We start from the raw sequence: 25,023 nt of genomic DNA, 5'->3' as shown, positions 1-25,023 counted from the left end.
GCATCACCTGCAGGTGAGCGTCTTACCGCCCCCAGCGCTCGTTTCTGAGCATCCCGCCCCGACTCCGAGTAGCCCGACGGCAACCGTCACGATCGGCGTATCGCATCGATTCACGCCTCCATTGGGCAAGTAGCCGACCACTCCCACGTAGAACTCGTCATACTCGAATCCGCCGGGCGGTCCAGCGCCGCTGTATCCGACATCTGTACACGAAGTCAGCGGCAATTCCGGGAACGAGAGCGCGATGGAGATCGCAACGAGCCCGCCGCTCAGTAGACGCCCGGTCGCGAGTAGCGTCCATCGGCTTGCCATCAGTAGTTGGTCTTTTTCAGTCACGATAGTTGTCCCGGTGGTGAATATGTACCCGCTTCCCACGCCTGTCTCAGCCGGTTTATTGCTTCGTGGCCGGCGCAGTCCTGGGAAACTCACGCCGCTGCGGTGTTCGGCGAACGATCAGTACAGGGGAGACTGAGCAGCCAATGCAAGGGAGCCAACGAACAAGGTATAGGGGAACTGACCCGTAGAACCGAAATTTCAACTACCTGATTGGGTGATGTGACGTATGAAAACCGTACTCTCGCTCAAATACACGCACGAGGGCGAGTTACCTTCGGGTCACACTACCGAGGTTCGGACGCCAGATGCGCTCGTCGAGCGATTTCTGGAAGAATATACCAAGCCCCATGATACCGTGATAGATATCTTTGCAGGATACGGAACGACTCTCGCGGCTGCAGAACGGCTGGATCGAGTTCCGTACGGCGTTGAGTACGAAACCGAGCGCGTCGCACACATCCGGGAGCAGATTACGAGGTCGGAGAACGTTCGCCAGGGTGATGTCCGTGACTTGGAGCCGTCGTGGTTCCCGTCTTGTGACTGCTGTTTCACCTCGCCGCCATTTATGGAACAGACTGACGATCGGAATCCCTTTCGAAACTACACCGGAGAGAGCACCTATGAGGACTATCTTGACGACATCGAAACAGCATTTTCCCGGCTCGAACCGTTGTTAGCACCGGGCGGCCATGTCGTAATCGACGTTGTCAATATCAAGTACGATGGACGGGTGACGCCCTTGGCATGGGATATCGCCGAGCGTGTTTCGAACGTGTTCCACTTCGAGGGGGAGGTCGTCGTGAATTGGCAGGGCAACGAGAGCTCTGACGACAAGGTCGGTCAGTTCGGATACGGCTACGACCACTCCTACTGTCTCGTATTTTCAAACACAGCGAGGTGATCAGTTCGTCTCCCATCGTGAGATGACAGCCAAGGTCATGCGCTGCACTCGACCGACTCAGTCGTCCGCGCCGGTTACCGGCTCCCACGTCCGCGGCGACCGGTTCAATCGCTCGCAGCCCTCGTCGGTGACGACGACCAGATCCTCGATTCGGATACCGAACTCGTCATCGAGGTAGACGCCGGGTTCGATGCTGAAGACCATTCCCGGCTCGAGTTCGAGATCGTTGCCGTCCGTGATGTACGGCGGTTCGTGGACTTCGAGGCCGACGCCGTGTCCGGTGCGGTGGATGAATCGGTCGCCGTAGCCGCGCTCGTCGAGGACGTTCCGCGCGGCGTGGTCGATCTCTTGGGCCTCGATACCGGGCTCGACGGTTCGAATCGCGGCTTGTTGGGCGGCCAGGACCGCATCGTGGGCGTCTTCGAAGCCGGCGGGCGGATCGCCGGCGAAGACCACGGTTCGCGTCTGGTCGCTGGGATAACCGTTGACGACGGTGCCGAAGTCGAGGACGACGGGGTCGCCGTGCCGGATTGTCCGGTCGGTGTGGCGATGATGTGGGCGAGCGCCATTCGGTCCGGATCCGACGACGGTTTCGAAGGAGACGCCGTTGCCGCCGGCCGCGGATAGCCGGGTTTCGATCTCGTCGGCGAGTTCAGTTTCGGTGAGGCCGATCGCGTCGGCACCGAGGCTGCGAATGGCGCTGCTGACGTCGTCGGCGATGGTCGCTGCGGCGCGGAGGTGGTCGAGTTCACGGTCGTCCTTTCGGATTCGAAGGTCGTCGAGGAGTTGACTTGCCAGACCAAAGGTGGCCTCGGGGAACGTCTTTCGGAGGTCCTGCGTGAAGCGGGCCCACATGCGGTCGTCGACGAGCAGTCGCCCGGATTCGATCCCGAGTTCGTTGCCGAGGGTGGCGAGGAGGGTGGTCGGATCGTCGCCGTCGTCCCAGGTGCGGATGGACGACACGGGCGTTTCGGCCGCGAGTTGGGTGTCGTACATCGTGGGAGCGAGAAAGACCGCCTCGTCTGCCGTGACGAACAGGAAGAGATGGCGTTCCATCGGCTCCTCGTCGAAGCCACTGAGATACGCGAGGTTCGTGCTCGGAAAGAGGACGAGGGCATCTGCCGGTGCGTCCTGAATACGATCGTGTGCCTGTGCGAGTCGCCGTTCGATCGCGGTGGGCGTCTCGCCCGCTGATGCTCGTGGTCGCTCGGTGTCGTCGCTCATTTGGATTCGAGTGGTGGTTCGGTCGCCGCCTCCTGAGTTGTACGGGTTTCCCGCTTGGTCTTATGGGTTAGTCTATTTGGTTAGGCTACCTAGTTATGTCTTCTTGTGAGTCCTCTTTGAACGTCCTATCGAACTAGTCGACGGTGGTCGCGTCGACAGCCGAGCGGACGGTTTCCGCCGAGAGCGCCGAGAGGGGAACGCGTTCGCCGTCGGTTTCCGCGACGATGAGCGAGGAGAGGCCAGCGCGGCTGTCGGTCCCGGCGTCGACGAGCACGAGTTCAGCGCCAGTCTGGGTGAGTTGACGCGCGGCTGCTCGCGTGCGCTCGGTTGGACTGCCGTCGGTGGCGGTCGCTTTCCCGTCGGTAACGAGGACGACGACGGCCGTCTCAGTGTCCGCCCGTTCGACGACGGAACTGGCTGTTTCGAGGCCGGCGGGGAGCGGCGTGCGGTCGCCGGTGGGGAGGGACTTCAGGTGGCGAGCGGCGAGGCTCACGCTGTGAGTCGGCGGGAGGAGAACGTCCGCGTCGTCGCCGGCAAACGCGACGAACGCGATGTCGTCGCGGCGCTGGTAGCTCTCGTGCAGGAGTTCGAGGACGACGCCCTTGGCTGTCCGCATCGCGGGTTGCATCGACGCGCTGGCGTCGACGGCGAAGACGACCGTCGCCGCGGCGGTTCCCTCGCGGACGGCGCGACGGAGGTCGTCCGTTCCGACCCTCGTCTCGCCGCGAGCGGCGGCGGCCCGCACGGACGCCGCGGCGTCGATCGAGCCGGCTTCTTCCGTGGAGCAGGATGCCGATTCCGTTCTGACGCGAGCGCCGCGGTTCGTCGAACTCGGGTCGACGGTCGTGTGCGCTCCGTCCGATTGTGGGGTCGCATCGGTCTCTGCGGTCGGCGTTTCGAGTTCGGGTGCGGCGGCGTCCCCGATGGCGGCTCGTCGCTGGCCGGGGACGAGCGGCCGGGCATCGGTCTCCGCGTCGCCGTTCGCGTCCGAATCGCCTTCTCCTTTATCTTCGCCCTCGCCCTCGTCGGAACCGCTCTCGCTCCCTTCGCGGCCGTCCTCGTCGCTTTCGTCAGCCGAGGCGGCCGCTTGGTCCGCCGCGCTTGCCGCGGTTCCACCGCCGTCACCGGTACCCGGCGTTCCGTCGCCGTCGGATCGGTCCGGACGGGACCCGCTGCGGTCGTCTGTCGGTTCTCGATCGCCGGAGCCGTCGCCGCCCTGTGGTGCGTCGTCGTTCTCGCCGTCCGTTTCGGGACCGCGGTCGTCGCTTCCTCCACCCTCCGCTGTGCTGTCGCTCGGTTCGAGTTCACTCTCGCCGGCGTCCGCGGCATCCGTATCCGACTCGCCGTCATCGTCGCGGCCGTCGGCTGAGTCCTCGAGATGATCCTCAAGCAGGTCGTCTACGTCCGGAACGTCGTCCGCGAACGGTGTACTCCGGAGTCGGTGGGGCAACGTGTAGGTTGCGGCCTCGCGAACGTCCGACTCGATCACGGTCGTCCGTCCCTCGAGCGCAGCCAGCGTAACCGCGGTTCTGGCGGTCGCGATATCTCCGCGGTGGCCGTCGACGCCGGCATCGAGACAGAGTTCGGCAATGGTCTCCCTGAACTCGGCGGGGAGATCGACCCGCGAGACGCGATCGCGGGCGGCGGCGACCGCCTCGCGGCGGCGGTCGACGCTGAACTCTGCCGGTTGCGTGTCGGTGGGTTCGTCGCTGCCTGTCGGAGCCGCGTCGGCATCATCGCCGAGCGCCTGGTCGATGATTTTGACGCGGTCATCGATGTCTCGACAGCCCTCGACGGTCGTCTGTAGGGCGAACCGATCCCGAAGCTGGGGGCGGAGATCGCCCTCTTCGGGATTCATTGTCCCGACCAGGGTAAACGCGGCGGGGTGGGAGACGCTGACGCCGTCGCGTTCGACGGTGTTCGTGGCGCTTGCCGCCGCGTCGAGGAGGACGTCGACCAGGTGATCGTCGAGCAGGTTGATTTCGTCGACGTAGAGAATGCCGCGGTTCGCGCGAGCTAGCAACCCGGGCTCGAACGACGCATCGCCGGCGAGCGCGTCCTCGACCGAGAGGGTGCCGACGACGCGGTCGCGGGTCGCACCCAACGGAAGCGTGACGACCGGGGTCGGACGGGTTTCGACCGTCATCTCGTCGGTATCGCGCTCTCGGCAATCGTCGCACTGCGGCCCCGATTCGTCGGGCGAACAGCGAAATCGGCAGTCGGCCACGACCCGCTGTTCCGGGAGGTGTTCCGCGAGCGTCCGCACGGCGGTCGACTTCGCGGTTCCCTTCTCGCCGGCGATTAGCGCCCCGTCGAGGTCGTCGTTGACCACGACGGCGAGCAACACGCGTTTGAGCGTCTCCTGCCCGACGATCCCCGGAACGGCGAGCGACGATAGTTTTTTACCCACGGAATTTGCAACCATACTTGCGCTAATACAATAGAGATTTAAAAACACGATGACACGGATCGGCATCTACACTGCGACGGAGAACGAGCTCGGATCGATCGGGCGGGCGGCCAAGCGCCTCGACGACATCGAACTGGTCGTTCGCTCGGAGAGCGACTTAGACGACGAGACCGCGATCGAGGAGTTCGTCGAGGAACTGACCGACGCCGCGGCGGCAATTTTCTGGCTGCACGGCGCTGCAGACAGCATGCCCGGCTACGAGTACGCGACGGCTGAACTCGAGGCGGCGAACGTCCCGCTGATCGTCAAATCGACCGGCGACGCGTTCGCGTTCGAGGACACGACGGTTGACGCGGACCGCCGCGACCGGGTCTACGAGTACCTCGAGCGAGGCGGAACGGTCAACGTGGCAAACGTGTGCCGGTTCCTCGACGCCGAGTTCGCCGACGCGGACGACCGCGAGCGCGAGTTCGACGAGCCCACCGCGCTTCCCACGGAGGGGGTCTACCATCCCGATCACCCGGGGATCGAATACGAAGAGCTACTCGAGACGCACGATCCCGAGCGGCCGACGGTCGCGGTCTGGTTCTACGAGTCCCACTGGACCCACGAGAACACCAGGTACGTTGACGCCCAGGTTCGGGCGCTTGAGGCGCAGGGCGCGAACGCCCTGCCCGTTTTCTGTAACCCGGCCACGGATACGGAAGCGCAGGAAGACGCCGAGTGGGTGACGGACACCTGGCTGCTCGATGAGTCGGGCGAGTCGGTCGTCGACGCCGTGCTTTCCTCGTTCATGTTCTCCCTCTCGATGGACGAGCGCGGCCGTAGCGCCAGCGATGAAGGGTCGAGCGCCGAAGACGTCTTCCTCGACCGCCTGGGCGTTCCCGTCCTCCAGACTGTCACCACGATGCGCTCGCGCTCGCGCTACGACTCGAGCGATACGGGCGTGATGGGCTTCGAACTCGCGCTCTCGGTCGCGCTTCCCGAGTTCGACGGCAACGTCATCACTCACCCCATCTCGGGGAAAGAACGCACCGACGACGAGGCCGGCATCGGCTCCGCGCCGAAACACCACTTCCCGATCGAGGACCGGGTCGATCACGCGACTCGACTGGCCGTCAACTGGGCCGACCTCCAGCACACGCCGAACGAAGACAAGCAAATCGCCGTCGTCCTGCACAACTACCCGCCGAGCGACGACGGAATCGGCACCGCATTCGGCCTCGACTCGCCCGAATCGACCGTCAATCTCCTCGCCGAACTCGACGCTCGGGATTACGACCTCGGTGGAGAACTGCCCGACAGCGGGCAGTCGCTCGTCGAAAAGCTGACCGCCCAGCTTACCCTTGACGACCGCTGGGTCGCTCCCGAGGACGTGCGCGACCTGTCGGTCGATGTCGTCTCGCCGGAGACCTACGCGGCGTGGTTCGACTCGGCCGACGAAGGCTTTCAGGAGAACGTGCTCGAAGAGTGGGGCGATGTCCCCGACCGCCCGTTCGCGATTCCCGGCGTCGAGTTCGGAAACGTCCTCGTCACCGTTCAGCCCCCGCGCGGGTTCGGCATGGATCCCTCGAAGGTCTACCACGATTCAAACCTTCAGCCGCCCCACGACTACTACGCCTTCTACGGCTGGCTCCGGACCGCATTCGACGCCGACGCGGTCGTCCACCTCGGCACGCACGGCAGCCTCGAGTGGCTGCCCGGCAAGACCGTCGGTCTCGACGGCGCGAGCGCGCCCGACCAACTGGTCGACGATATTCCGAACGTCTATCCCTACATCATCAACAACCCCGGCGAGGGAACGCAGGCCAAGCGCCGGTCCTACGCCGCCATCGTCGACTACCTGACGCCCGTGATGCGAAATGCGGGCACGTACGACGACCTAGCCGAACTCGAAGAACTCGCGAACCAGTACCGCGAGGCCGGCATGGAGGATGCGCGCGCCGACGACGGCGAGCACCTCGAGACGCTCATCCGCGAAACCGTTGACGAACTCGACCTCGCAGTTGAACTCGGCGTTTCGGGTACGATCGACGAGCGCGCCGACGTGCGCGGCCCGGACGAAGCCGGCTCGACGCTCGCCGAAGGAACCGTCGACGGCGACGCCCTCGATATCGACGACCTCGTTGAGCGCATCCACGAGTACCTCACCGACGTCAAGACGACCCAGATCCGACTGGGGCTGCACACGATGTCCGAACCGCCCGCGGGAGAGCGCCTCGTCGAGTATCTTGTCGCGTTGACCCGACTCGAGAACCCCGGCGCGCCGAGCCTGCGCGAGAGCGTCGCCGGCGTGCTCGGCGTCGATTACGAGACCATGCTCGATTCCCCCGGCGAGTACGACGACGCGCTCGGCATGACCTACGCCGAGGCAGCCGACGCGGTCCACGAGACGAGCGTCGACCTCATCGAAACGCTCGCCGCACACGAGTTCGACGTTCCTGAATCGGAGCGCACCGCGGGCGCGGAAGACGAGGTGAACATGAACCTGCTGGTCGTCGATATCGACACCCTCGGCAACGCGCGGGCGAACTCGGGTGCACACGACGACCTGCGTAAGGTTCTCGCGTACATCTGCGACGAAGCCAAGCCGCGTGTACAGGGGGCCGAAGACGAGATTCCGCGGACGGCCGACGCGCTCTCGGGCGAGTACGTCCCGCCCGGCGGCTCCGGCGCGCCCACGCGGGGCGGCGTCGATCTGCTCCCCACGGCGCGGAACTTCTACACGCTCGATCCGCGAAAGGTGCCGGCGAAGCCGGCCTGGCAGGTCGGGAGCGAGGTCGCCGAAGGTGTGCTCGAGCGCCACTACGACGAAGAGGGCGGGTACCCCGAGGAGATCGGCGTCGTCGCCTGGGGGACCCCAACCGTGCGCACCCGCGGCGAGACGATCGCCCAGGTACTCGCACTGATGGGCGTCGAACCGCAGTGGACCGACGCCGGCCGGATCGACGACGTGGAACCGATTGCGCTGGACGAACTCGACCGGCCTCGGATTGACGTGACGACGCGCGTCTCCGGGCTGTTCCGCGACGCCTTCCCGGCCGCAGCGGGCGTCATCCACGACGCCGTGGACGCCGTCGTCGACCTCGATGAACCCCACGATATGAACTACGTGAAAAAGCACGTCGAGGCAGAGCAAGCTGAACTCGAGGCCGACGGACTCGACGAATCCGACGCCCGAAACGCGGCCAAACACCGCGTCTTCACCACGACGCCCGGCGGCTACGGTGCCGGGACGAACAAGGCCGTCGACGAGGGCAACTGGGACGATCGCGCCGACCTCGCGGACGTTTACGTCCAGTGGGGCGGCTACGCGATGGGCTCGCGCGGCCGCGTCTCGGAGGCACACGACGCCTTCGAGCGGCGACTGTCGAATGTGGATGCAACCGTCAAACTCGAGGACACGATGGAGCAAGACGAGTTCGACTCCTCGGACTGGTACGCCTTCCACGGCGGATTCATCTCCGCAGTCACCGAGATTTCCGGCGCAGAGCCCGCCTCGTACGTCGGCGACTCCTCCGATCCAGACAACGTGGATGTCTACACGAACGAGGAGAAGGTCCGCAAGGCGATGCGCGCTCGCGTCCTGAACCCGGACTGGCTCGAGTCCATGGAAGAACACGGTTACAAGGGAGCTGGCGACCTCTCGACGACAGTCGACGTGACCCTCGGCTGGGACGCGACGGCCGGCGTCGTGAGCGATACGCTCTGGGCGGAGGTCGCCGAGAAGTTTGCCTTCGACGCCGACAGACAGGCGTGGATGCGCGAGGTCAACCCGTGGGCGCTCGAATCCATCACCGACACTCTGCTTGAGGCGATCGACCGCGACCTCTGGGACGCCGACGCGGAGACCGAAGACCGCTTGCGCGATCTGAACCTCTCGGTCGAGGGCGACTTAGAGGAGCGGACGACGAACGAGGCCGTCAGTGCGGAGGTGTCGACCGATGACTGAGACTGACGACCCAGACCAGGCTGACACTGCGGTGGAGACCCGGGAGGGCGAGGAGTACGCCGATCTCGGTGCGACGACCCAGAACGCGATGGACATCGCCGAGACGAGCATGGACATCGTCCGGCAATTCGTCCCCGACGAGACGCTTGCGGATCGCATCAGACAGAAGTCGGTCCACTCGATGGGCGACATCGAGTTCCAGCACCTGCTTCGATTTACCGGCGAGGACGAACGGGGAGACGACGAGGACGCCCCCGTTCGCGCCGGTGCGCAGGCCGTCCTCGCGGAGGCCGACATCGTCACGGACATCACCATGCCGATGGCGGGCATCACGGGCCGCGGCCACGACTGCAAGAAGAGAAAGGCGATCGGCCACGGGGCCGAGTTAGCGGAGCGAACCGGCATGACCCGCACCGCCGCCTCGGTACTCGAACTCGACAACCAGGGCGTCTACGACGACTCGATCGCCGTCGTCGGCAACGCCCCGACGGCCGCGTTCGCACTTGCCGACTGCATCGAGAACGGTACTCGTCCCGCCGCCGTCGTCGCGACACCGGTCGGTTTCGTCAAAGCTGAGGAGAGCCGCCAACGCGTACGCGAGGTCAGCGACGCCGTTGGCGTCCCGGCGATCACGAACGTCGGCCGCCGCGGCGGCAGCGGTCTCGCCGCCGCGCTGACTAACGAACTGATCCACGTCGCAGCCGACGTTCGCGCGGGTGAACTTGAACTCGAGTTCAACAGCTCGGGAGCCGGCGATGAGTGACTACGACCTCGATGCCGGCCCCGATCCGGCCACGTTCGCCGCTGCTGACCCGGAGGCCGACCGCGACGCATCGGCCGCTGATCCGGTCCACATCGTCGGCGTCGGACCCGGAAACCCCGAGTTCATCACTCCTCGCGGTGAACGGGCCGTTCGGGAAGCCGATGTCGTCGTCGGATTCACGACGGTCGTCGAGTTCGTCGCGGATCTGGCGGACGCGGAGACGGAGCTCCTGACCTGCGGGTACGAGGACGAGGCGGCCGCGCTGTCGGCGTTCGGCGAGCGCGTTGCATCTGGCGAGACGGGCGTCGCCGTCGCGATGGGCGACCCCAACCACTCGGGCTACCAGTTCGTCGGAAAGGTACAGGACGCCGTCCACCGCGCCGATTCCGATCGCCCGATCCGAGTCGTTCCGGGAATCTCCTCGCTTCAGGCGGCCGCGAGTCGCGCCCGCACGCCGATGGAGGACACCGAGTTCGTCACGCTGCACAAAAGCGGCGACCTGACCGCCGACATGGACCGCCTCGCCGCGAGCGTCGGCGAGCGACACCTGCTTGTGCTGCCGCGTCCGTTCGATCGGATGCCCGGTGATATCGCTCAATTCCTGCTCGAGAACGGGGCCGAGCCCGAGCTTCAAGCGCTGGTACTCGAACGGCTCACCCACGAAGACGAGCAGTGCCACCGGTTTTCGCTCGCCGAACTCGCTGAACTCGCGGGCGGAACAGGGCGGGACGATACGCCGTTTTCCGACTTGGTCGTGCTCGCGGTTCGACGGCCGGTGTGAGCGGCCGGCCGCAATTCGGTTGCGGTTTGGCGTTTCGTCGGCGGATTTCCGTTTTCCGCTACTCCCGGTCGTCGAAATACAGTTCCGGTATGTAGGATACGGAACGGATTGAAGCTCCCGATTCGGTACGTGTGCGAACCGAACGCGAACCGATGAGAGGTTGATTCCGCCACGGGCGCGTGCTGAGATGTGTTTTTATGAACGCGGCCATGGTAGTGATTGTATGGCTGATACGAAAGTCGCGGTAGTGACAGCGGCAGGAAGCGGTATCGGAGAAGCCTGCGCTCGGCGACTCAACGAGGAGGGATACACGCCGGTTCTGTTGTCGCGGTCGGGGAGTGCCGTTGACGTTGCAAACGACCTCGGCGGCGATGGGTTTGAGGGATCGGTGACTGATCCTGATGATTTGGCGGCCCTCGTCGAGACGACCGACGAGCGGTACGGTCGTATCGACGCGGTCGTGAACAACACGGGTCACCCGGCGTCCGGCGACCTCCTCGAAATCTCCGACGAGGAGTGGCACGAGGGGCTCGATCTCGTTCTCTTGAACACCGTTCGGATGGCGCGACTCGTCACACCGATCATGGAAGAGCAGGGTCACGGGTCGATCGTGAACATTTCCACGTTCTCGGCGTTCGAACCGTCGAGCGAGTTCCCCGTATCATCCGTGCTTCGGGCCGGACTCGGGAGTTTCACCAAACTCTACGCCGACCGATACGCAGCGAGCGGAATCCGGATGAACACGGTCCAGCCCGGATTCGTCGATAGTTACGACGTAGATGAGGAAACGAGAGAGCGAATCCCGATGGGACGACCGGCACAAACTGCAGAGATTGCGGACGCGGTCGCGTACCTGCTCTCACCCGCTTCGAGCTACATCACCGGCCAGAACATCCGCGTCGATGGGGGGCTTACGGCGTCCGTCTAGACGCCGCCAACTCTTCCAAGACCTCGCTTTGTCGTCCTCGTCCGCCGCGTTGACGGTGGCCTCTCTCGGCACGGTTGTCTCGAACGGTAGCTGTGAACTCGATTGCAGAACCGTCTCCTACGTGGTCTGTACTTGCCGAGAGTTCACGAGTCGTTCTGACTAAAAACGAGTTCAGTGCTACTGGTACTGCTGTTACGGCCGGACGTACGCGTAGCCGTCCGATTGCAACCGCGTCACTTCGACGGCACCTTCCGGGACGGTTTCGATTCCCTCGACGAGGTCGGATTCGTTGAGGTCCATCATGTCGAGCGTGTTGCGACACGCCTTCATTGAAACCCCGCTGTCGAGCAGTTCGCGTACTTGCTCTTCGTTATCCTCCCCGGCTTTGACCGCGTTTATCCCCGCCGCCTGGACGACGATCGCAACGTCGTCGATACTGCCCGTCTCGTCGTTGAGCAGGTTCTGTGCGATCGCGAGTGACGTCTCTTGCTCGGAGGTGTCTCCGGAAAGGAGGTGTACGACGGTTTGCATACACGATAGCTGACACCCGGGACGATTGAAGCCTTGCTGCTTGCAAACAGCGTACGGGTGAGTTCTGTCGATAGCGTTCAGGTCATGGTGTGACCGACCGCGGACATATAACTCTCAATTGGCGAGTGATACCATCGGAAACGATTATAATGGATTGAACCGTATACTTGTTCATGAACCGAAAAGCTGTTCGCACGGGAACAGATGGAACACACGTCCATCTTCCAGTCCCTGTTACCGATCCCGATATATTCCGTCACGATGCAACCGCTTCGATTCTCCATTTGTTAACGGATAATCCAGATCGGGCGTTCAGTAATCGGCAACTCCATCGGTTAACTGGCAAGGGGATGGGAAACGTAAACGGTGCTGTAAACTCCTTGGAGAATGTCGGACTAGTTACAATAAATCGCGAAGGCCGATCGAACCAGATCGAAATTAACGCCACAAAGCTATACAAGCCGGACGATCTCATTACGCTGGTTCCACAGACGGAGTTTCAGCAGCCGATTCGAGAGGTCGTCACTCGACTCGTCGAAAACGTTGGGACTGATATCGGGGTGGTTTTGTTCGGGAGCGTCGCTCGAGGTGATGCTGACCGGGCTAGCGATGTCGATCTATTCGTTGTGGTACCGGAGAATCGAATGGAGGCTCAGCGAAAGGCACACACAATTGAGAAAGAGATTGCATCTGACCGCTTCGGCGGTGATCGATACGAGTTCCATATCGTCGTTGAAGCGCAAGAGTCTGCCCCGAAGCACGACCGGATTTCGGACGTTCTTACTGAGGGGATTACGCTGCGCGCATCTGCTGCGCTGGACGCTGTGAAACAGGAGGTGTTTGAGAATGGGGCTTGAGGATGTTGTTGACGCTGTTGATCACGTAGAGGGACTGCTGGCAGACGGCGAGACTGGCCCTGTTCAGGACTCGCTGTCGTGGCAACGGGAGGATGCTGATATTCAGCTGGGGAAAGCGTGCGCGATGTTGGGAACGTGCCGTCAGCTCCGCGAGGGAACGAACAACAACGTGAGCATCGTGGAACTCTCATTCAATGCTATTGAACGGTCGTTCCAGTTCTATCTTGTTGAGATGACTGCTTCTGAATCGTCGGATTACCACGAACATGGGGCTGTCTATCGTGATATTGCGAACAGGGGCGTGTTTTCCGATGAAAATATCGCTGGCCGCGTCGATAGCTTTCGAGCCGAACACCGATCACGAATTTACTACGATATTGACAGACCTGGTCGGGACCTTGCGCTTGGAATGCACGATCTTGCAGAGGAAGTCCACTCGTATATTGTTGCGTTCGCTGACGCCCAGTCGCGATGTAGTTGTGGATAGAATTGACATCCACCTCCGCCGGGCAGTATGCGATCCTATTTTCCCTCTAACTCATTAAAAATAAGACGAGAAATCACTGATGGGTATTTGATGACACGATTTTCGGATCGTGTCTCGGCGCCGCCGCGTCACAGTCGGTCGATACGAACTCACTCTATCTCCGGTTCAGAAACGGATGGGGGCCTGAAGATGCTGTTCTGCCGCCAGTACTTGCTCCATAAAGGATACAAATTAGAGGCGTCTAAATTAGCGTATGCGTGGTACCGTCGATGACCGAGTTCTCTCTTCCGGGCCGTTCCACGGATGACCGGCTGGATCGAAATCTTCATCAGCGCGTTTGTCCTCCAGCTGTCGGTGCTCCCCGGCGAGAAGGGGCAATTCATCATTGCGGGCCTGGCAACCCGCTATAGCCCCTGGGTCGTCGTCGCCGCCGCCGGGAGCGCCTTCGCCGGATGGACGGTGCTCGAAATCCTTCTCGGTGCGACGCTACAGGGGATCCTCGCGCCCGTCTATCTCAACGTCATTACGGCGGCGCTGTTCCTGTTCTTTGCCGTCCTGCTCGTTCGGTCGGCACCCGAACCGAACGCAACAGCCATCACGCCCGACGGTGGTACGACCGAGACCGATGATATCGACATCTCCGTTTTCGGCCACGAGGTTCCCCCGTACCTCCGCGGATTCGTCCCGATTTTCGTCCTGATGGCCGCGGGCGAGTTCGGTGACAAGACCCAGCTCGTCACGATCGGGCTTGCAGTACAGTACGGGGCCCACCCCGCAATCTGGGCCGGAGAGATGCTCGCAATTATCCCCGTGAGCGCCGTGAACGCGCTTCTCTTCCATCGCTTCTCCCACCGGTTCGACGCGCGGCGAGCCCACTTCGCCGGCGCGGCACTCTTCCTCTTTTTCGGTCTCGATACGATTCTCGAACTCGTTACGTCCGTCTCCGTCTGGGAAACGATCATCGAGACGATCACGTCGCTGTTCCTCTCGCTCGTCTGAGCCCAGCGTCGGTCGTCCGTTACTGAACTCGCAATTCCTCCTCCCTTCGGTCGGCGTTGCTGCTTGCTGGCAAGCGTCTGCACTACGCTTTTAGACATCTCTGTGAACCGGATGGGTATGCGCGAACAGCGGGGTGCAATCGGCCAGTCGCCGACCGTTCGAATCAGTAGCGCTGCAACGCCCGCGCCGGAAGCAGTACTCGACGTTGCGCGCGAGACGGCAACGGACACGCACGTCGTCGAAGTCGGCCCTGTCGGCGTCCCGCGGTTCGACCCGCTTGCGGTGACGACCGCCGACGGGACGACCGCGTTCCACACCGCCGTCTCGCCCAGCGACGTCCGGCTGCTCGTCGACACGCTCGAGGAAGGTGAGTCACCGACCGACGGCGCTCACGCGGTCGTCTCGCACGATCCCGAACCGGCGACGCTCCCCCGTCCCGACTCCGGCCCGCTCGCGGTCGGCGAGCGCGTCGCACTCGCCCGATGTGGCTGGGTCGCGCCGGCAAGCGTCACCGATTACGAGTACGAGTTCAGCACTGAACTCGTCTCTCCCATCGGATCGAACGAGGCGTTCGACCGACTCGCCGAGATCGGGCTTCGCGGCCGCGGCCGCGGCGATGGAAGCACGGACGATCCGGTTTCGGAGACGTGGACGACGGTTCGGGAGGCTCCCGGTGATCCGGTAGTCGTCGTTAACGGAAACGAGGCGGATGAGAACGCGCGGATGGACTCGCTGTTGCTTGAGAGCGTCCCGATCGATGTACTGGACGGAGCCAGTGTCGTCGCGTCGGCCCTCGAGACGCCCGATATCGTCGTCTACCTCGATGAATCGGACACGCTAGCGCGCGAGCGAGTCGAGCAGGCTGCAGGGGCGCTCGATCGGGATGTCGACGGTGTCGAGTTGAACGTACAGGTCGCAAGCGGTCCCGACACGTACCGGGCGGGAGAGATGACGATGGCGCTCGAATCGCTTGAGGGAAACGATCGGCTCGAAGCGCGCCGCCGTCCGCCGGGACCCGCGGAGTACGGGCTCTTCGGCCGGCCGACAGCGATTCACACGCCTCGCACGCTCGCCCAGGTTCGGGCAGCCCTCGCGTCACCCGAGGCGATGGAGACCGACGAGACGGATCCCGGGACACGGCTCCTTTCCGTCGCCGGCGACGTGGAATCACCGGCGACAGTCGAACTCCCTACCGACGGCTCGCTGAAAACGGCGTTCGACGCCGTCGTCGGCGACGGGCAGTTCAAAGCCGCCTGCGTCGGCGGCGTCTTCGGCGGGATCACCCGCGATATCCGCGTTTCGCCGAGCGCGGGGGCGCTTCGCTCGTCGAACCTGGGAACCAACGGCATCGTCGAACGACTCAACGACGACCGGTGTATGGTCGCGTTCGCCGGGAAGCGCGCGAAGTTCGCCCGCGAGGGCAATTGCGGGCGCTGCGTTCCCGGCCGTGAGGGAACCAAACAGCTCCTCGAACTCCTCCGCGAGATCTACGACGGCGACTACAACCGCGGCATGATCGAGGAACTCGCCCGCGTGATGCGTCGCTCGTCGATCTGTGACTTCGGACAGACCGCCTCGCGTCCGACGACGACGGCCATGTCGAACTTCGATAGCGAGTTCACCGCCCACACCGAGGGGTACTGTCCGGCCGGCTTTTGCGAGGAACAGGCAGCGACCGAGCGCCGAACCGAACCGCGACGACCCGGCTCTACCGCTCATGAGTAGCTACAACGACCCGCATCCGCACGTACCGAATATCGACGATCCCCAGCCCGAGACGCCGTTGACCGAGGATTTCAACAAGGGGACGGCGAACGATCCGAACGTCGACGTGACAACGACCACGACCGAGATCACTGTCGACGGCGAGCGACTCACGATGCGCCCGGGATCGACCGTCCTCGACGCCATCGAGGGAACCGACGCCCACCAAGACGTGCCCGCGCTCTGTCACTACGAACGCGGGGACGAGGGCGATTCGGGCGATCACGGCCGGTACGAGATCGGGCCGCGGAGCGAGTGCCGGACGTGCATGGTCGAGACGGACGCGTACGGCCTGGTTCCGTCGTGTAGTTTCCCGGCCGAAGACGGCCTGACAGTCGAGACGGACACGGCCGACGCGATGGAGGCTCGCGACGTCAACCTGGATCTCCTCCTCTCGAATCACAATCTCCGGTGTACTACGTGTTCGAAAAACGGCTGGTGCGAACTGCAGGAGGCGTCGATCCAGCAGGGCGTCGAGCACCCGCGCTACGGCGTGTTCGACGACCGCGACGAGTACGAACCGATCGACTCCACGTCGTCGTTCATCCAGATCGACCGGAACAAGTGCATTCTCTGTAATCGCTGCGTCGAGGCCTGTAGCGACGTCCAGGTTGCGGGCGTGCTCCGAATGGAGGGCAACGGACCCGATACCCGCATCGGCTTCCAGAGCGAGGCCGAGACGATGGCCGACTCGAACTGCATCTCCTGTGGCCACTGCGCGACGGTCTGTCCGACCGGGTCGATCGTCGAAGAAGGACTCACCGATATGACGACGCTGCCGTTGCCCGGTTTCGATCAGGAGAACTCGGTCGGCCGGGTGATCCACGGCGAGCGGGCCGAGACGAGCGAGACGAGTTCAGCGCCGAACCGTGCGGTTTCCGGCCGATCGCCGACGGACGTAAACGTCGCCAGAAAGTCCGGCGTCGCGAAGATGATGTCTCGAGCGAAACAACAGGCCGGACGGACGCGAAAACTGGCCAGCGAGAAGGCCCGCGAAACGGCAGAGATGGTACTCGAGGGGACCGAACACACGGCCGAGTTCGTCGCGGCGAACTCGCTCCCCGAGGGCATGCTGTTCGACATCGGCCACGCGGTGGGCGACCAGCGACTCAAGCGGGTGACCAAAGCCGAGACTACCTGCGGGTTCTGTGCGGTCGGCTGTCGATTCGATCTGTACGGCAAGGACGGCGAGGTTCTCGGAACGCGGCCGGCCGATCCGGACGCCACGCCGGCGAACGGTTACTCGACCTGCGTCAAGGGTAAGTTCGGCTACGACTTCGCCAACAGCGACGAGCGCCTCGAGACGCCGTTGATCCGCCGGAAGGACGCCCCCGACGGCCCCGCCGGACCCGACGGGTTCCGCGAGGCATCGTGGGACGAGGCGCTTTCGCGGGTCGTCGAGGAGTTGAGCGAGACGCGCGAGACCTACGGACAGGACTCGCTCGCGGTGTTTTCCTCGTCGAAGGCGACCAACGAGGAGAACTTCCTGATGCAGAAGTTCGCCCGCCAGGTGCTCGGCACGAAGAACATCGACAACTGCACGCGACTCTGTCACTCCTCGACCGTCGCGGCGTTGAAACAGACGATGGGTTATGGCGCGATGTCGAACCGGATCAAGGACGTGGGCAACGCCGACTGCTATCTCATCACCGGATCGAACACGACCGAGAGCCACCCTGTGCTGGCGACGAAGCTCAAGCAGAACGTGCGAGACGGGGCGGACCTGTTCGTCTTCGAGCCGCGGCGGATCGAACTCGCCGAGCACGCGGACCAGTTCACGCGCACGGCGGGCGGCCACGACATCGCGTGGATCAACGGGATGATCCGTCACATAATTGAGAACGATCTGCACGACGAGGCGTTCATCGAGGAGCGCACGAAGGGATTCGAGGACGTACGGGAGAAAGTCCAATCGTTCACCCCCGAGAAGGTCGAGGAACTCGCCGATGTTTCGCCCGAGGAACTGGCGAACGCAGCGGAAACGATCGCCGAAGCCGACTCGTGCGTGTTCGGTTGGGCGATGGGAATCTCCCAGCACACGTACGGCACCCAGACGGTCCTCGCACTCGCGGACCTCGCGCTCGTGACCGGGAACGTCGGCAAGCCGAACGCCGGCGTGTCGCCGTTCCGCGGACAGAACAACGTCCAGGGCGGCGGCGGTGACATGGGGACCATCCCCGACAACCTGCCGGGGTATCAGGACGTTAGCGACGACGACGTACTCGACCAGTTCGAGGAGGAGTGGGGCGTCCGCCCGCCGGACGAACCGGGCCTTCGCGTCACGGAAGTATTCGACGAGGTCGACGAGGGCAACGTCCGCGGGATGTACATCATCGGGGAAAACCCCGCAATCTCGGAACCCGACGTGACGAACGCCCGAGAGAGTCTGGCTGAACTCGACTTCCTCGTCGTCCAGGACATCTTCATGACGGAGACCGCAGAGTACGCCGACGTCATCCTCCCGGCGGCGACGTTCACCGAGAAGTACGGCACCGTCACGAACACCGAGCGGCGCGTGCAACTGGTCCGTCCGGCGGTCGACCCGCCGGGATCGGCGCGTGCGGACTGGAAGATCCTGCAAGAACTCGCCCGGCGAATGGACTTCGATTGGCAGTACGACTCGCCGACCGACATCATGGACGAGGTCAACGAGTTGACGCCGATCTACGGCGGCATCACCCACGAGCGCTTAGAGGAGAAGGGCGACGGGTTGCAGTGGCCCTGTCCGGACGAGGACCACCCCGGAACCCCGTACCTCTACGAGGACGAGTTCAACTTCGAGGATGGAAAGGCGCGGTTCATCCCCGCCGATCTGGGCGATCCCACGGAATTGCCCAACGAGGAGTTCCCCATCGCGCTCACGTCGGGACGCGTGTTGTACCACTGGCACACCGGCCAACTCACCCGGCGCAGCGAGGGGCTGATGGGCCACGTCGGCGAGAGTTATGCAGAGATCCACCCGCAGACGGCGGGTCAGATCGGCGTCGCGGACGGCGAGTACGTCGAGGTCGAATCCAAGCGCGGCTCCATCGTCGTCCGTGCGAAGGTGACTGAGCGCACCGCCCCCGGAAAGATCTTCATCCCGATGCACTTCGCCCAGGGTGCGGTCAACGAACTCACGCAGGAAGAACTCGATCCGGTGAGCCGGATTCCGGACTACAAACTGGCGAGCGTCCGGGTCAGTTCGATGGGCCCCGATCCCGATACCGAACCGATCGGGACGCCGGGACCATACTCGGACGACGACTGACGGGTGAACAGGACGCTGCGGGCCATCGCAGGCAGTAGCTCTATTCGCCCGGCCGATCCGGTTGCGAACGCTATGGACCACGAACTAACGGACGATCTGGTGGGTAGATCCGTCACCACGGACGAGGGTCAGCAGATCGGGACGGTCGCTAAGGTGGACCAGGGGCACGTCTACGTCGATTTGATGGGGGGCGGTGAAACCGAACACAGCGAGGATATCGACGCGGAGACGATCACGGAGATCACCGACGACGAAGTGATCCTCCACGAACCCGAGCGGACGTAGCGCCCGGCGAGGCGAACTCGTCGGCGAATCGCCGGCTAGAGTATAAGGCCGTCGTCGTGGACGATAGTGTATGACGAGAACGAGTTCACAGGCGGCCAGCAGCGAACCCGATACCAGTTCCATCTCATCACCGCGGCTCTGTCGCTGTGCGCTCATCGGATCGGGTCTCGTCGCGGCGGTTGTCGTCGCGAGAGCCGTTCGATCCAGGTCGCGCAACCGAACTCGATTCACTGCACCGTTTTAGAGGGAAGACTGCGCTCGATGACGAAGTATTGATATGTTCCCGACGGAACCTCTCCGTGTGAGACGACCAGCGCACCGCCGAGACGAGTCCGCCCGAGTTCCGTTCACCGCTCGTCAGGGCGTCGGCGGCGGTATCGCGATGGCAGTGACCGCGATTCTGGCTGCGTTCCTGTGGTTTGGCGGCACCTTTCTGCTCGTTGCCACTCGAACTGTTTCTCACACGGTCGGATTCGTCTTCATCTCGGCCCTGTTTTACGTTCCGTTCGCAATTCCCTCCGCGTTCGTCGGTGGTACGCTCTGCTGGCGGTACGCGTACTCGGACGCAAATCCCGCTCGCTCCGGCGCATTCCTCGGCGCGATAACGTCGATCTTCGGTCTCCTCGGGGGCACACTCGGCGCTGCGCTGTTCAATCCGATTTTGACCCTCGCTCAGGGCGAGATGGGGCTCCTGGAGGCAGCAATCGCCGTGATAGTGCGCATCCCCCGGGGCTTCGGTATGGCACTGGTGGCCGCCGGATGGCTGGTGATCCCGCTCGGACTGTTCGGCGGTTGGTATTACGAACGGACAAAACGGACGGCGTAGCGATCGCGCTTTTCTATTCCAATTGATCGGCCGCTTCAAGGCCGATCTCCCGTCCGTCTGCCGTCTCGAGACTGTGTACTGCGCTTTGCCGCTGGTCGATGCTACTACTACCATCTGAACCGAATAGCTGAAATGACCGTTTGTCCTTCCCCAACGGTTTTCCCGGTTTCTTTCCTCTGAATCGGTATGCAACGACGCGACCTCCTCGCCCTGAGTACGCTCGGCGTCATCGGCAGCGCCGGGTGTCTCGCTGAACTCGGGTGGGATCGTGCGTCAGCGCCGAACGAGGACGGAACCGATACTGATATCGATATCGACATCACCGGAGCCGACACTGTCGACGTGCGTTTCACCGGCGTCTACGCGGCTGACCGAGACCGCGAGTTCATCGACGGCGAGTATTTCGTTCTCAGGAACGACGCCGACGACGCCGTCGACGTGTCCGGATACGTTGTCGCCTACTCCGACGATCGGACATACCGGATCGCCGATCTCGTCCTCGAACCGGGCGCACAGTTCGTGCTCGCGAGCCGAGACGGAACCGACGCGACGCTTCTGACCAGCCCTCCGGTGTACCTCCGCTATGCCGGTTTTGACGACGAGTTACCGGTGCTTGGCGACGACGGAACGGTCCGCGTGAGAAACGCGGCGGGCGCTCGCGTTTCAGCTGCGCACTACGAAAACGGTGGTTGCGACGGTGGATCCGTTACCGACGACGCTGGGGACTCGATCGAGTGTCTACACGGACGGCCGTGAAATCAAACGAACTTTTCCTACTCCAAACAAAATTGTTTTAGTACGGGCGACTGTTGCCACAGGTGATGCCATCCATCGCGCTCCCGCACGACGCGAAGGCCGGACCGACCAAATCGGAGGTCCGCGCCGTCGTCCAGTCGAAACTCGAACTCGAGCCGGACGACCACTTCGTCGAGGTCGGCTCCTGTACGGGTGCCGTCACCATCGAGGCCGCCCGCCGAGCCGGCAGCGTCACCGCGCTCGAACGGAAAGCCGAGCGACTCGAGACGACCGAGAAGAACCTCGCGGCAAACGACGCGGCGATACGCGCCGACGTCGAACTTCGGAACGCGGAAGCGCCCGACGGGTTGCCGGCCGACGCCGACGCGCTCTTTCTCGGCGGCAGTCGCAACTTCGAGGCCGTCCTCGATCACGCCGCCGAGACGGGCGTCGACCGTATCGTGATGAACGTCTCCCGACTCGAAGTCGCCGGCCGAGCGGCCGCTGCCTTCCGCGAACGCGACTTGCTCGAGGAAGTCGTCCAGTTCCAGGTGAGCCACGGCTACGAACTCGCCGGGGCGACGAGTTTCAACTCGGACAACCCAGTCTACATGCTGGTCGGAAGTGCGACCCCGTCTTCGGACGAGACCGATACCGAAGCCCGCTCCGGAGGGACGACCCGATGACTCTCTATGGCGTCGGACTCGGCCCCGGTGAAGCCGACCTCGTCACGGTTCGCGGGAAGGAGATTCTGGAGACCGCCGATGTCGTCTACTCTCCGGGTCGCCTCTCTCGGACCGTCGCGCTCGAGCACGTCCCCGAGGAGCGAATCGGCGACCTGGACTTCCCGATGACGAAAGACGAGGAGAAACTCCGCACCGCTTGGAAGGAGGCCGCCGCGGAAGTCGCCCCGAAGGCGACCACGGGCGACGTCGCGTTCGTGACGCTTGGCGACCCGAACGTCTACTCGACGTTCGGCCATCTGCGCCGCACGATCGACGCCTTCCACCCCGATGTCGATCTCGAAATCGTTCCCGGCGTCAGCGCCGTCACTGCCTTCGCGACCGCACTCGGCGTCGAAATCGAAGCCGGTGCCGGCCTCTCGCTCCGCGAGGCCGCTGCCGGCCATAGTCCGACCGGTCCGGACCGCATGATCCTGTTCAAAGTCACCGACGCGCCGGCCACCCACGAGGGCCTCGTCGCGGCCGGCTACGACGTGACCTACGGCCGCCGCCTGTTCATGGAACAGGGCGAGACCGCCATCACGGACGATCCCACCGAACTCGCCGAGCGCGACTACTATACGCTCGCCTACGCCGAGAAGGAATCCCTCGACGTCGAATCGGCGACGGCAGCATTCGATACCAGCGCCGTCTCCGGCGAGACGACCGACGCCGATACACCCAGCGGATCCGATACCGCCGACACGAACGTCCGCTCCGACGGCGGCCGCGAGTTCACGGCCGCGGAACTAGCCGAACTCGCGGCACTCGAACGGGCCGAGGGCTGTGCGGGCGGTGACTGTGATGCCGATCACGGAGACGCCGACCACGGAACCACGGGGGTCGCCGATGAGCGATAACACGGCATCGTCGACCGCGACCGACCCACAGACCGCAATCGACTCGCAGAGCGACCGCCGCCGCGACGACCTCGATGACCGCATCTTCGCACACAGCGCCGGCGACGACCAGGACGGGGTCCCCTTCGTCGGCGCTGGCCCCGGCAACCCGCGACTCTTGACCGTCGCCGGGAAGGAACTGCTCGAGGCGGCCGACCTCGTCGTCCACGCCGGCTCGCTGGTCAACAGCGACCTCCTCGACGCCTACTGCGGCCACGCCGACCTCGTCAATTCGGTCGGGAAGGACCTCGAAGAACTCGTGCCGCTGATGCGGGACGCCTACGAGGAGGGCCGGCAGGTCGTCCGTCTCCACAGCGGCGACCCCGCGATCTACGGGGCCGCACTCGAGCAGATGGACGCGCTGGAGCACGAGGGCGTCCCGACGTACATCGTCCCCGGCGTCACGTCGGCGTTCGCCGCGAGCGCCACGATGCGAACGCAGTTGACGCTCAACGAGGTTTCGAATCACGTCGCGTTCACCCGGCCGCAGGGTAAGACCCTGAGCGAAGACGAGGATCACATCTCCGAGTTCATCTCGATGGGCGACGTCACGACCTGTCTCTACCTCGGCACTCACGCCGTCCGGGACACGATGGATCGCCTGCTCGCGGACGGCCACGATCCCGAGACGCCCGTCGCGGTGATCTACCACGCCTCCTGGCCCGACGAGGACGTGCTTATCGGTTCGATCGACGACATCGCGGACCGGGTTGAGGAGGCCGGCTATCGCGCCTCTGCACTCGTCGTCATCGGCGACGCCGTTACGGGTGCCGGCTACGAACGGTCGTATCTGTACGGCGACTGGGCGAACCGCGGCGCGAACTCGACGGATTGAGGCGGAGGCCGGCGACGACGGTCAGTTTCGGTTCCGGGCAGCTGGTCCGCACCTTCAAAACAGATGCCGCAATAGCCTGGGCTATGATCGCTATTGCCGGCTCGAAAGGCGGCTGTGGAAAGTCCACGATAACGCTCGGTCTCGCCGAGGCGTTCGCCAGAGCCGATACCCCGGTGCTTGCCATCGACGCGGATCGCCAACTGCCGAATCTGCACGTGATGACCGAGACGGACCGCGAGCCGACGCTCGCCACGCTCGTCGATCGTGCCTCCGAGTCCGAAACCACGACCGTTCGCGACGGTGCGCAGCAACACCCTCGTTCGTCCGGTGTCGGTATCGTTCCCGCACCGACGCCCGACCAGACGTTCGAGTTCGATTCGCTCGAGGAACACCTCGATACTGAGAGCGTACAGGTGTTCCTCGACTGTCCGTCCGGAGCCGGCCCGAGCGTCGTTGACCCGCTGCGGCAGGCCGACGGCGTCATCGTCGTCGCCACGGATTCCGAACGGAGTCTCACGGCCGCAGCGACGACGATCGAGATGGCTCGCCGACTCGGCGTCCCCATCTACGGCGCTCTTTTGAACCGGTGTTCGGCGGTGCCGGAACCGGCGACCCGCTGGGAGGGTGTCCCGTTGCTCGGCTGCGTTCCCGACCGCCCGTCACCGCTCGCCAACGATGCGGTCGCGGCGGCGTTCGACGACGCCGTCGCTCGACTGGTGTCACAGTCACCGGCCGACCGCGCACTGCCGACGTACGCCGACGACCGACTCCCGCTCGGCACGGACGCGATCGACCAGCACTTGGGCGGCGGCCTGGAACCCGGTTCGCTCGTCGCGTTCGTCAGCCCGCCCGCCAGCCAGGGCGAACGGCTCCTCCACCGGGCGACCGCCGTCCGCGGAACGTTGTACCTCTCGACGGATCGCTCACGAACGACCGTCCGTCACGAACTCGAGTCGACCCCCGTCGGAACCGGCACCCCGACGATCAGACTCGTCACCGGTACTGATTCCCTCGACGAGGCCACGTCCTTGATCGAAAAACTTCCGAACGCGGCCACGCTGATCATCGATCCGATCGACGAACTCGAACGCCGGGACCGATCGGCCTACGTCACCTTCCTCGATACGCTCACAGACCGACTGGCCGAGACCGACAGCATCGCCATCCTCCACTGTCTCGGCGGGGCGAGCGACGATCGAGCAACCCGGTCCGCGACGTTTCGACTGGCCGATGCCGTGTTCGAACTCGAGTGCAGCGGTTCCGGCTCCGATTCCGACGTCGAGCCCGCCGATTCGTCCGGGACTCTCGCCGCGACCGGCACCGCCAGTACGCACTCCCTCCGAATTCCGAAGTACCGTCCCGACGCCTCCGTCGTCGGCGCGATCGAACTCGAGTTCAGCGATGGGGCTGGGGTTGCACCGATCGAGTCGCCGCCGCGCGCCGAGCAGGCGTCACCGGACGATCCAGCGCAGTCGCCGCAGTCGGATCGTCCACAGCCGGACACACCGCAGGCGGAGACGGAGCAGGGGTGAGCCACG

General features: G+C 64.0%; 21 protein-coding genes. 17 read left to right on the top strand and 4 right to left on the bottom strand.

Annotated elements, in window-relative coordinates:
• Nucleotides 1-3 precede the first annotated feature (3 nt).
• On the bottom strand, nucleotides 4-312 hold the full coding sequence (locus C484_RS02175) for a hypothetical protein (protein ID WP_049914981.1): 309 nt from the start codon (nucleotides 310-312) through the stop codon (nucleotides 4-6).
• Nucleotides 313-562: 250 nt separating this feature from the next.
• On the opposite strand from C484_RS02175, the gene C484_RS02170 reads away from it, so the two are divergent.
• Complete coding sequence (locus C484_RS02170) at nucleotides 563-1,237, top strand: DNA methyltransferase (RefSeq protein WP_006824343.1); 675 nt, start codon at nucleotides 563-565, stop codon at nucleotides 1,235-1,237.
• A gap of 57 nt (nucleotides 1,238-1,294) precedes the next feature.
• Here the strand turns inward: C484_RS02170 and C484_RS02165 are convergent, their stop codons facing one another.
• Together C484_RS02165 and C484_RS02160 are read right to left on the bottom strand one after the other, a co-directional pair.
• Nucleotides 1,295-2,461, bottom strand: coding sequence for a M24 family metallopeptidase (locus C484_RS02165; protein WP_006824342.1), 1,167 nt, complete (start codon nucleotides 2,459-2,461; stop codon nucleotides 1,295-1,297).
• Between the two features lie 133 nt (nucleotides 2,462-2,594).
• Complete coding sequence (locus tag C484_RS02160; protein WP_006824341.1) at nucleotides 2,595-4,886, bottom strand: VWA domain-containing protein; 2,292 nt, start codon at nucleotides 4,884-4,886, stop codon at nucleotides 2,595-2,597.
• Between the two features lie 34 nt (nucleotides 4,887-4,920).
• Between C484_RS02160 and cobN the strand changes: the two genes are divergently transcribed.
• The 4 genes from cobN to C484_RS02140 all read left to right on the top strand — a co-directional run bounded on the left by cobN (nucleotide 4,921) and on the right by C484_RS02140 (nucleotide 11,295).
• Entirely contained in the window at nucleotides 4,921-8,823 is a 3,903-nt protein-coding gene (gene cobN / locus C484_RS02155) for a cobaltochelatase subunit CobN (RefSeq protein WP_006824340.1), read from the top strand.
• Entirely contained in the window at nucleotides 8,816-9,586 is a 771-nt protein-coding gene (locus C484_RS02150) for a precorrin-8X methylmutase (protein WP_006824339.1), read from the top strand. The genes cobN and C484_RS02150 overlap by 8 nt, the downstream gene beginning before the upstream one ends.
• Nucleotides 9,579-10,367 (top strand): cobalt-precorrin-7 (C(5))-methyltransferase, encoded by a 789-nt coding sequence (locus C484_RS02145; RefSeq protein WP_006824338.1) that lies wholly within the window; start codon nucleotides 9,579-9,581, stop codon nucleotides 10,365-10,367. Before C484_RS02150 ends, C484_RS02145 begins: the two co-directional genes overlap by 8 nt.
• Before the next feature lie 223 nt (nucleotides 10,368-10,590).
• Complete coding sequence (locus C484_RS02140) at nucleotides 10,591-11,295, top strand: SDR family oxidoreductase (RefSeq protein WP_006824337.1); 705 nt, start codon at nucleotides 10,591-10,593, stop codon at nucleotides 11,293-11,295.
• A 192-nt stretch (nucleotides 11,296-11,487) separates the two neighbouring features.
• Here the strand turns inward: C484_RS02140 and C484_RS02135 are convergent, their stop codons facing one another.
• On the bottom strand, nucleotides 11,488-11,826 hold the full coding sequence (locus C484_RS02135) for a DsrE family protein (protein ID WP_006824336.1): 339 nt from the start codon (nucleotides 11,824-11,826) through the stop codon (nucleotides 11,488-11,490).
• Nucleotides 11,827-11,999: 173 nt separating this feature from the next.
• Here C484_RS02135 and C484_RS02130 point away from each other — a divergent pair, with 173 nt between their 5' ends.
• The 12 genes from C484_RS02130 (at nucleotide 12,000) to C484_RS02075 (ending at nucleotide 25,017) form a co-directional block, all read left to right on the top strand.
• A complete protein-coding gene (locus C484_RS02130) occupies nucleotides 12,000-12,683 on the top strand; it encodes a nucleotidyltransferase domain-containing protein (protein ID WP_049914971.1) in 684 nt (227 codons plus the stop codon).
• A complete protein-coding gene (locus tag C484_RS02125; protein ID WP_006824334.1) occupies nucleotides 12,673-13,170 on the top strand; it encodes a hypothetical protein in 498 nt (165 codons plus the stop codon). The genes C484_RS02130 and C484_RS02125 overlap by 11 nt, the downstream gene beginning before the upstream one ends.
• Before the next feature lie 303 nt (nucleotides 13,171-13,473).
• The gene (locus C484_RS02120) at nucleotides 13,474-14,169 is read left to right on the top strand and encodes a TMEM165/GDT1 family protein (RefSeq protein WP_006824333.1); all 696 of its coding nucleotides are present in this window, start codon (nucleotides 13,474-13,476) and stop codon (nucleotides 14,167-14,169) included.
• Between the two features lie 117 nt (nucleotides 14,170-14,286).
• The gene (locus tag C484_RS02115; RefSeq protein ID WP_006824332.1) at nucleotides 14,287-15,894 is read left to right on the top strand and encodes an NADH-ubiquinone oxidoreductase-F iron-sulfur binding region domain-containing protein; all 1,608 of its coding nucleotides are present in this window, start codon (nucleotides 14,287-14,289) and stop codon (nucleotides 15,892-15,894) included.
• Nucleotides 15,887-19,183, top strand: coding sequence for a formate dehydrogenase subunit alpha (gene fdhF / locus C484_RS02110; RefSeq protein WP_006824331.1), 3,297 nt, complete (start codon nucleotides 15,887-15,889; stop codon nucleotides 19,181-19,183). Before C484_RS02115 ends, fdhF begins: the two co-directional genes overlap by 8 nt.
• 72 nt (nucleotides 19,184-19,255) lie before the next feature.
• The gene (locus tag C484_RS02105) at nucleotides 19,256-19,468 is read left to right on the top strand and encodes a hypothetical protein (RefSeq protein WP_006824330.1); all 213 of its coding nucleotides are present in this window, start codon (nucleotides 19,256-19,258) and stop codon (nucleotides 19,466-19,468) included.
• 301 nt (nucleotides 19,469-19,769) lie between these two features.
• Entirely contained in the window at nucleotides 19,770-20,294 is a 525-nt protein-coding gene (locus C484_RS02100; protein WP_152422646.1) for a hypothetical protein, read from the top strand.
• Between the two features lie 186 nt (nucleotides 20,295-20,480).
• Complete coding sequence (locus C484_RS02095; protein WP_006824328.1) at nucleotides 20,481-21,050, top strand: lamin tail domain-containing protein; 570 nt, start codon at nucleotides 20,481-20,483, stop codon at nucleotides 21,048-21,050.
• 65 nt (nucleotides 21,051-21,115) lie between these two features.
• Nucleotides 21,116-21,715: a precorrin-6Y C5,15-methyltransferase (decarboxylating) subunit CbiT gene (gene cbiT, locus C484_RS02090; protein ID WP_006824327.1), complete on the top strand. Its 600-nt coding sequence runs from the start codon at nucleotides 21,116-21,118 to the stop codon at nucleotides 21,713-21,715.
• Nucleotides 21,712-22,611, top strand: a complete 900-nt coding sequence (locus C484_RS02085; RefSeq protein WP_006824326.1) for a cobalt-factor II C(20)-methyltransferase — start codon at nucleotides 21,712-21,714, stop codon at nucleotides 22,609-22,611. Before cbiT ends, C484_RS02085 begins: the two co-directional genes overlap by 4 nt.
• Nucleotides 22,601-23,485: a cobalt-precorrin-4/precorrin-4 C(11)-methyltransferase gene (locus C484_RS02080; protein ID WP_006824325.1), complete on the top strand. Its 885-nt coding sequence runs from the start codon at nucleotides 22,601-22,603 to the stop codon at nucleotides 23,483-23,485. The genes C484_RS02085 and C484_RS02080 overlap by 11 nt, the downstream gene beginning before the upstream one ends.
• Nucleotides 23,486-23,568: 83 nt before the next feature.
• On the top strand, nucleotides 23,569-25,017 hold the full coding sequence (locus C484_RS02075; RefSeq protein ID WP_006824324.1) for a MinD/ParA family ATP-binding protein: 1,449 nt from the start codon (nucleotides 23,569-23,571) through the stop codon (nucleotides 25,015-25,017).
• The last annotated feature ends 6 nt before the right edge of the window (nucleotides 25,018-25,023 follow it).

Origin of the sequence: Natrialba taiwanensis DSM 12281 (assembly GCF_000337595.1) — an archaeon.
Classification (GTDB): Archaea; Halobacteriota; Halobacteria; order Halobacteriales; family Natrialbaceae; genus Natrialba; species Natrialba taiwanensis.
This window is presented reverse-complemented; position numbering and strand designations above follow the sequence as displayed.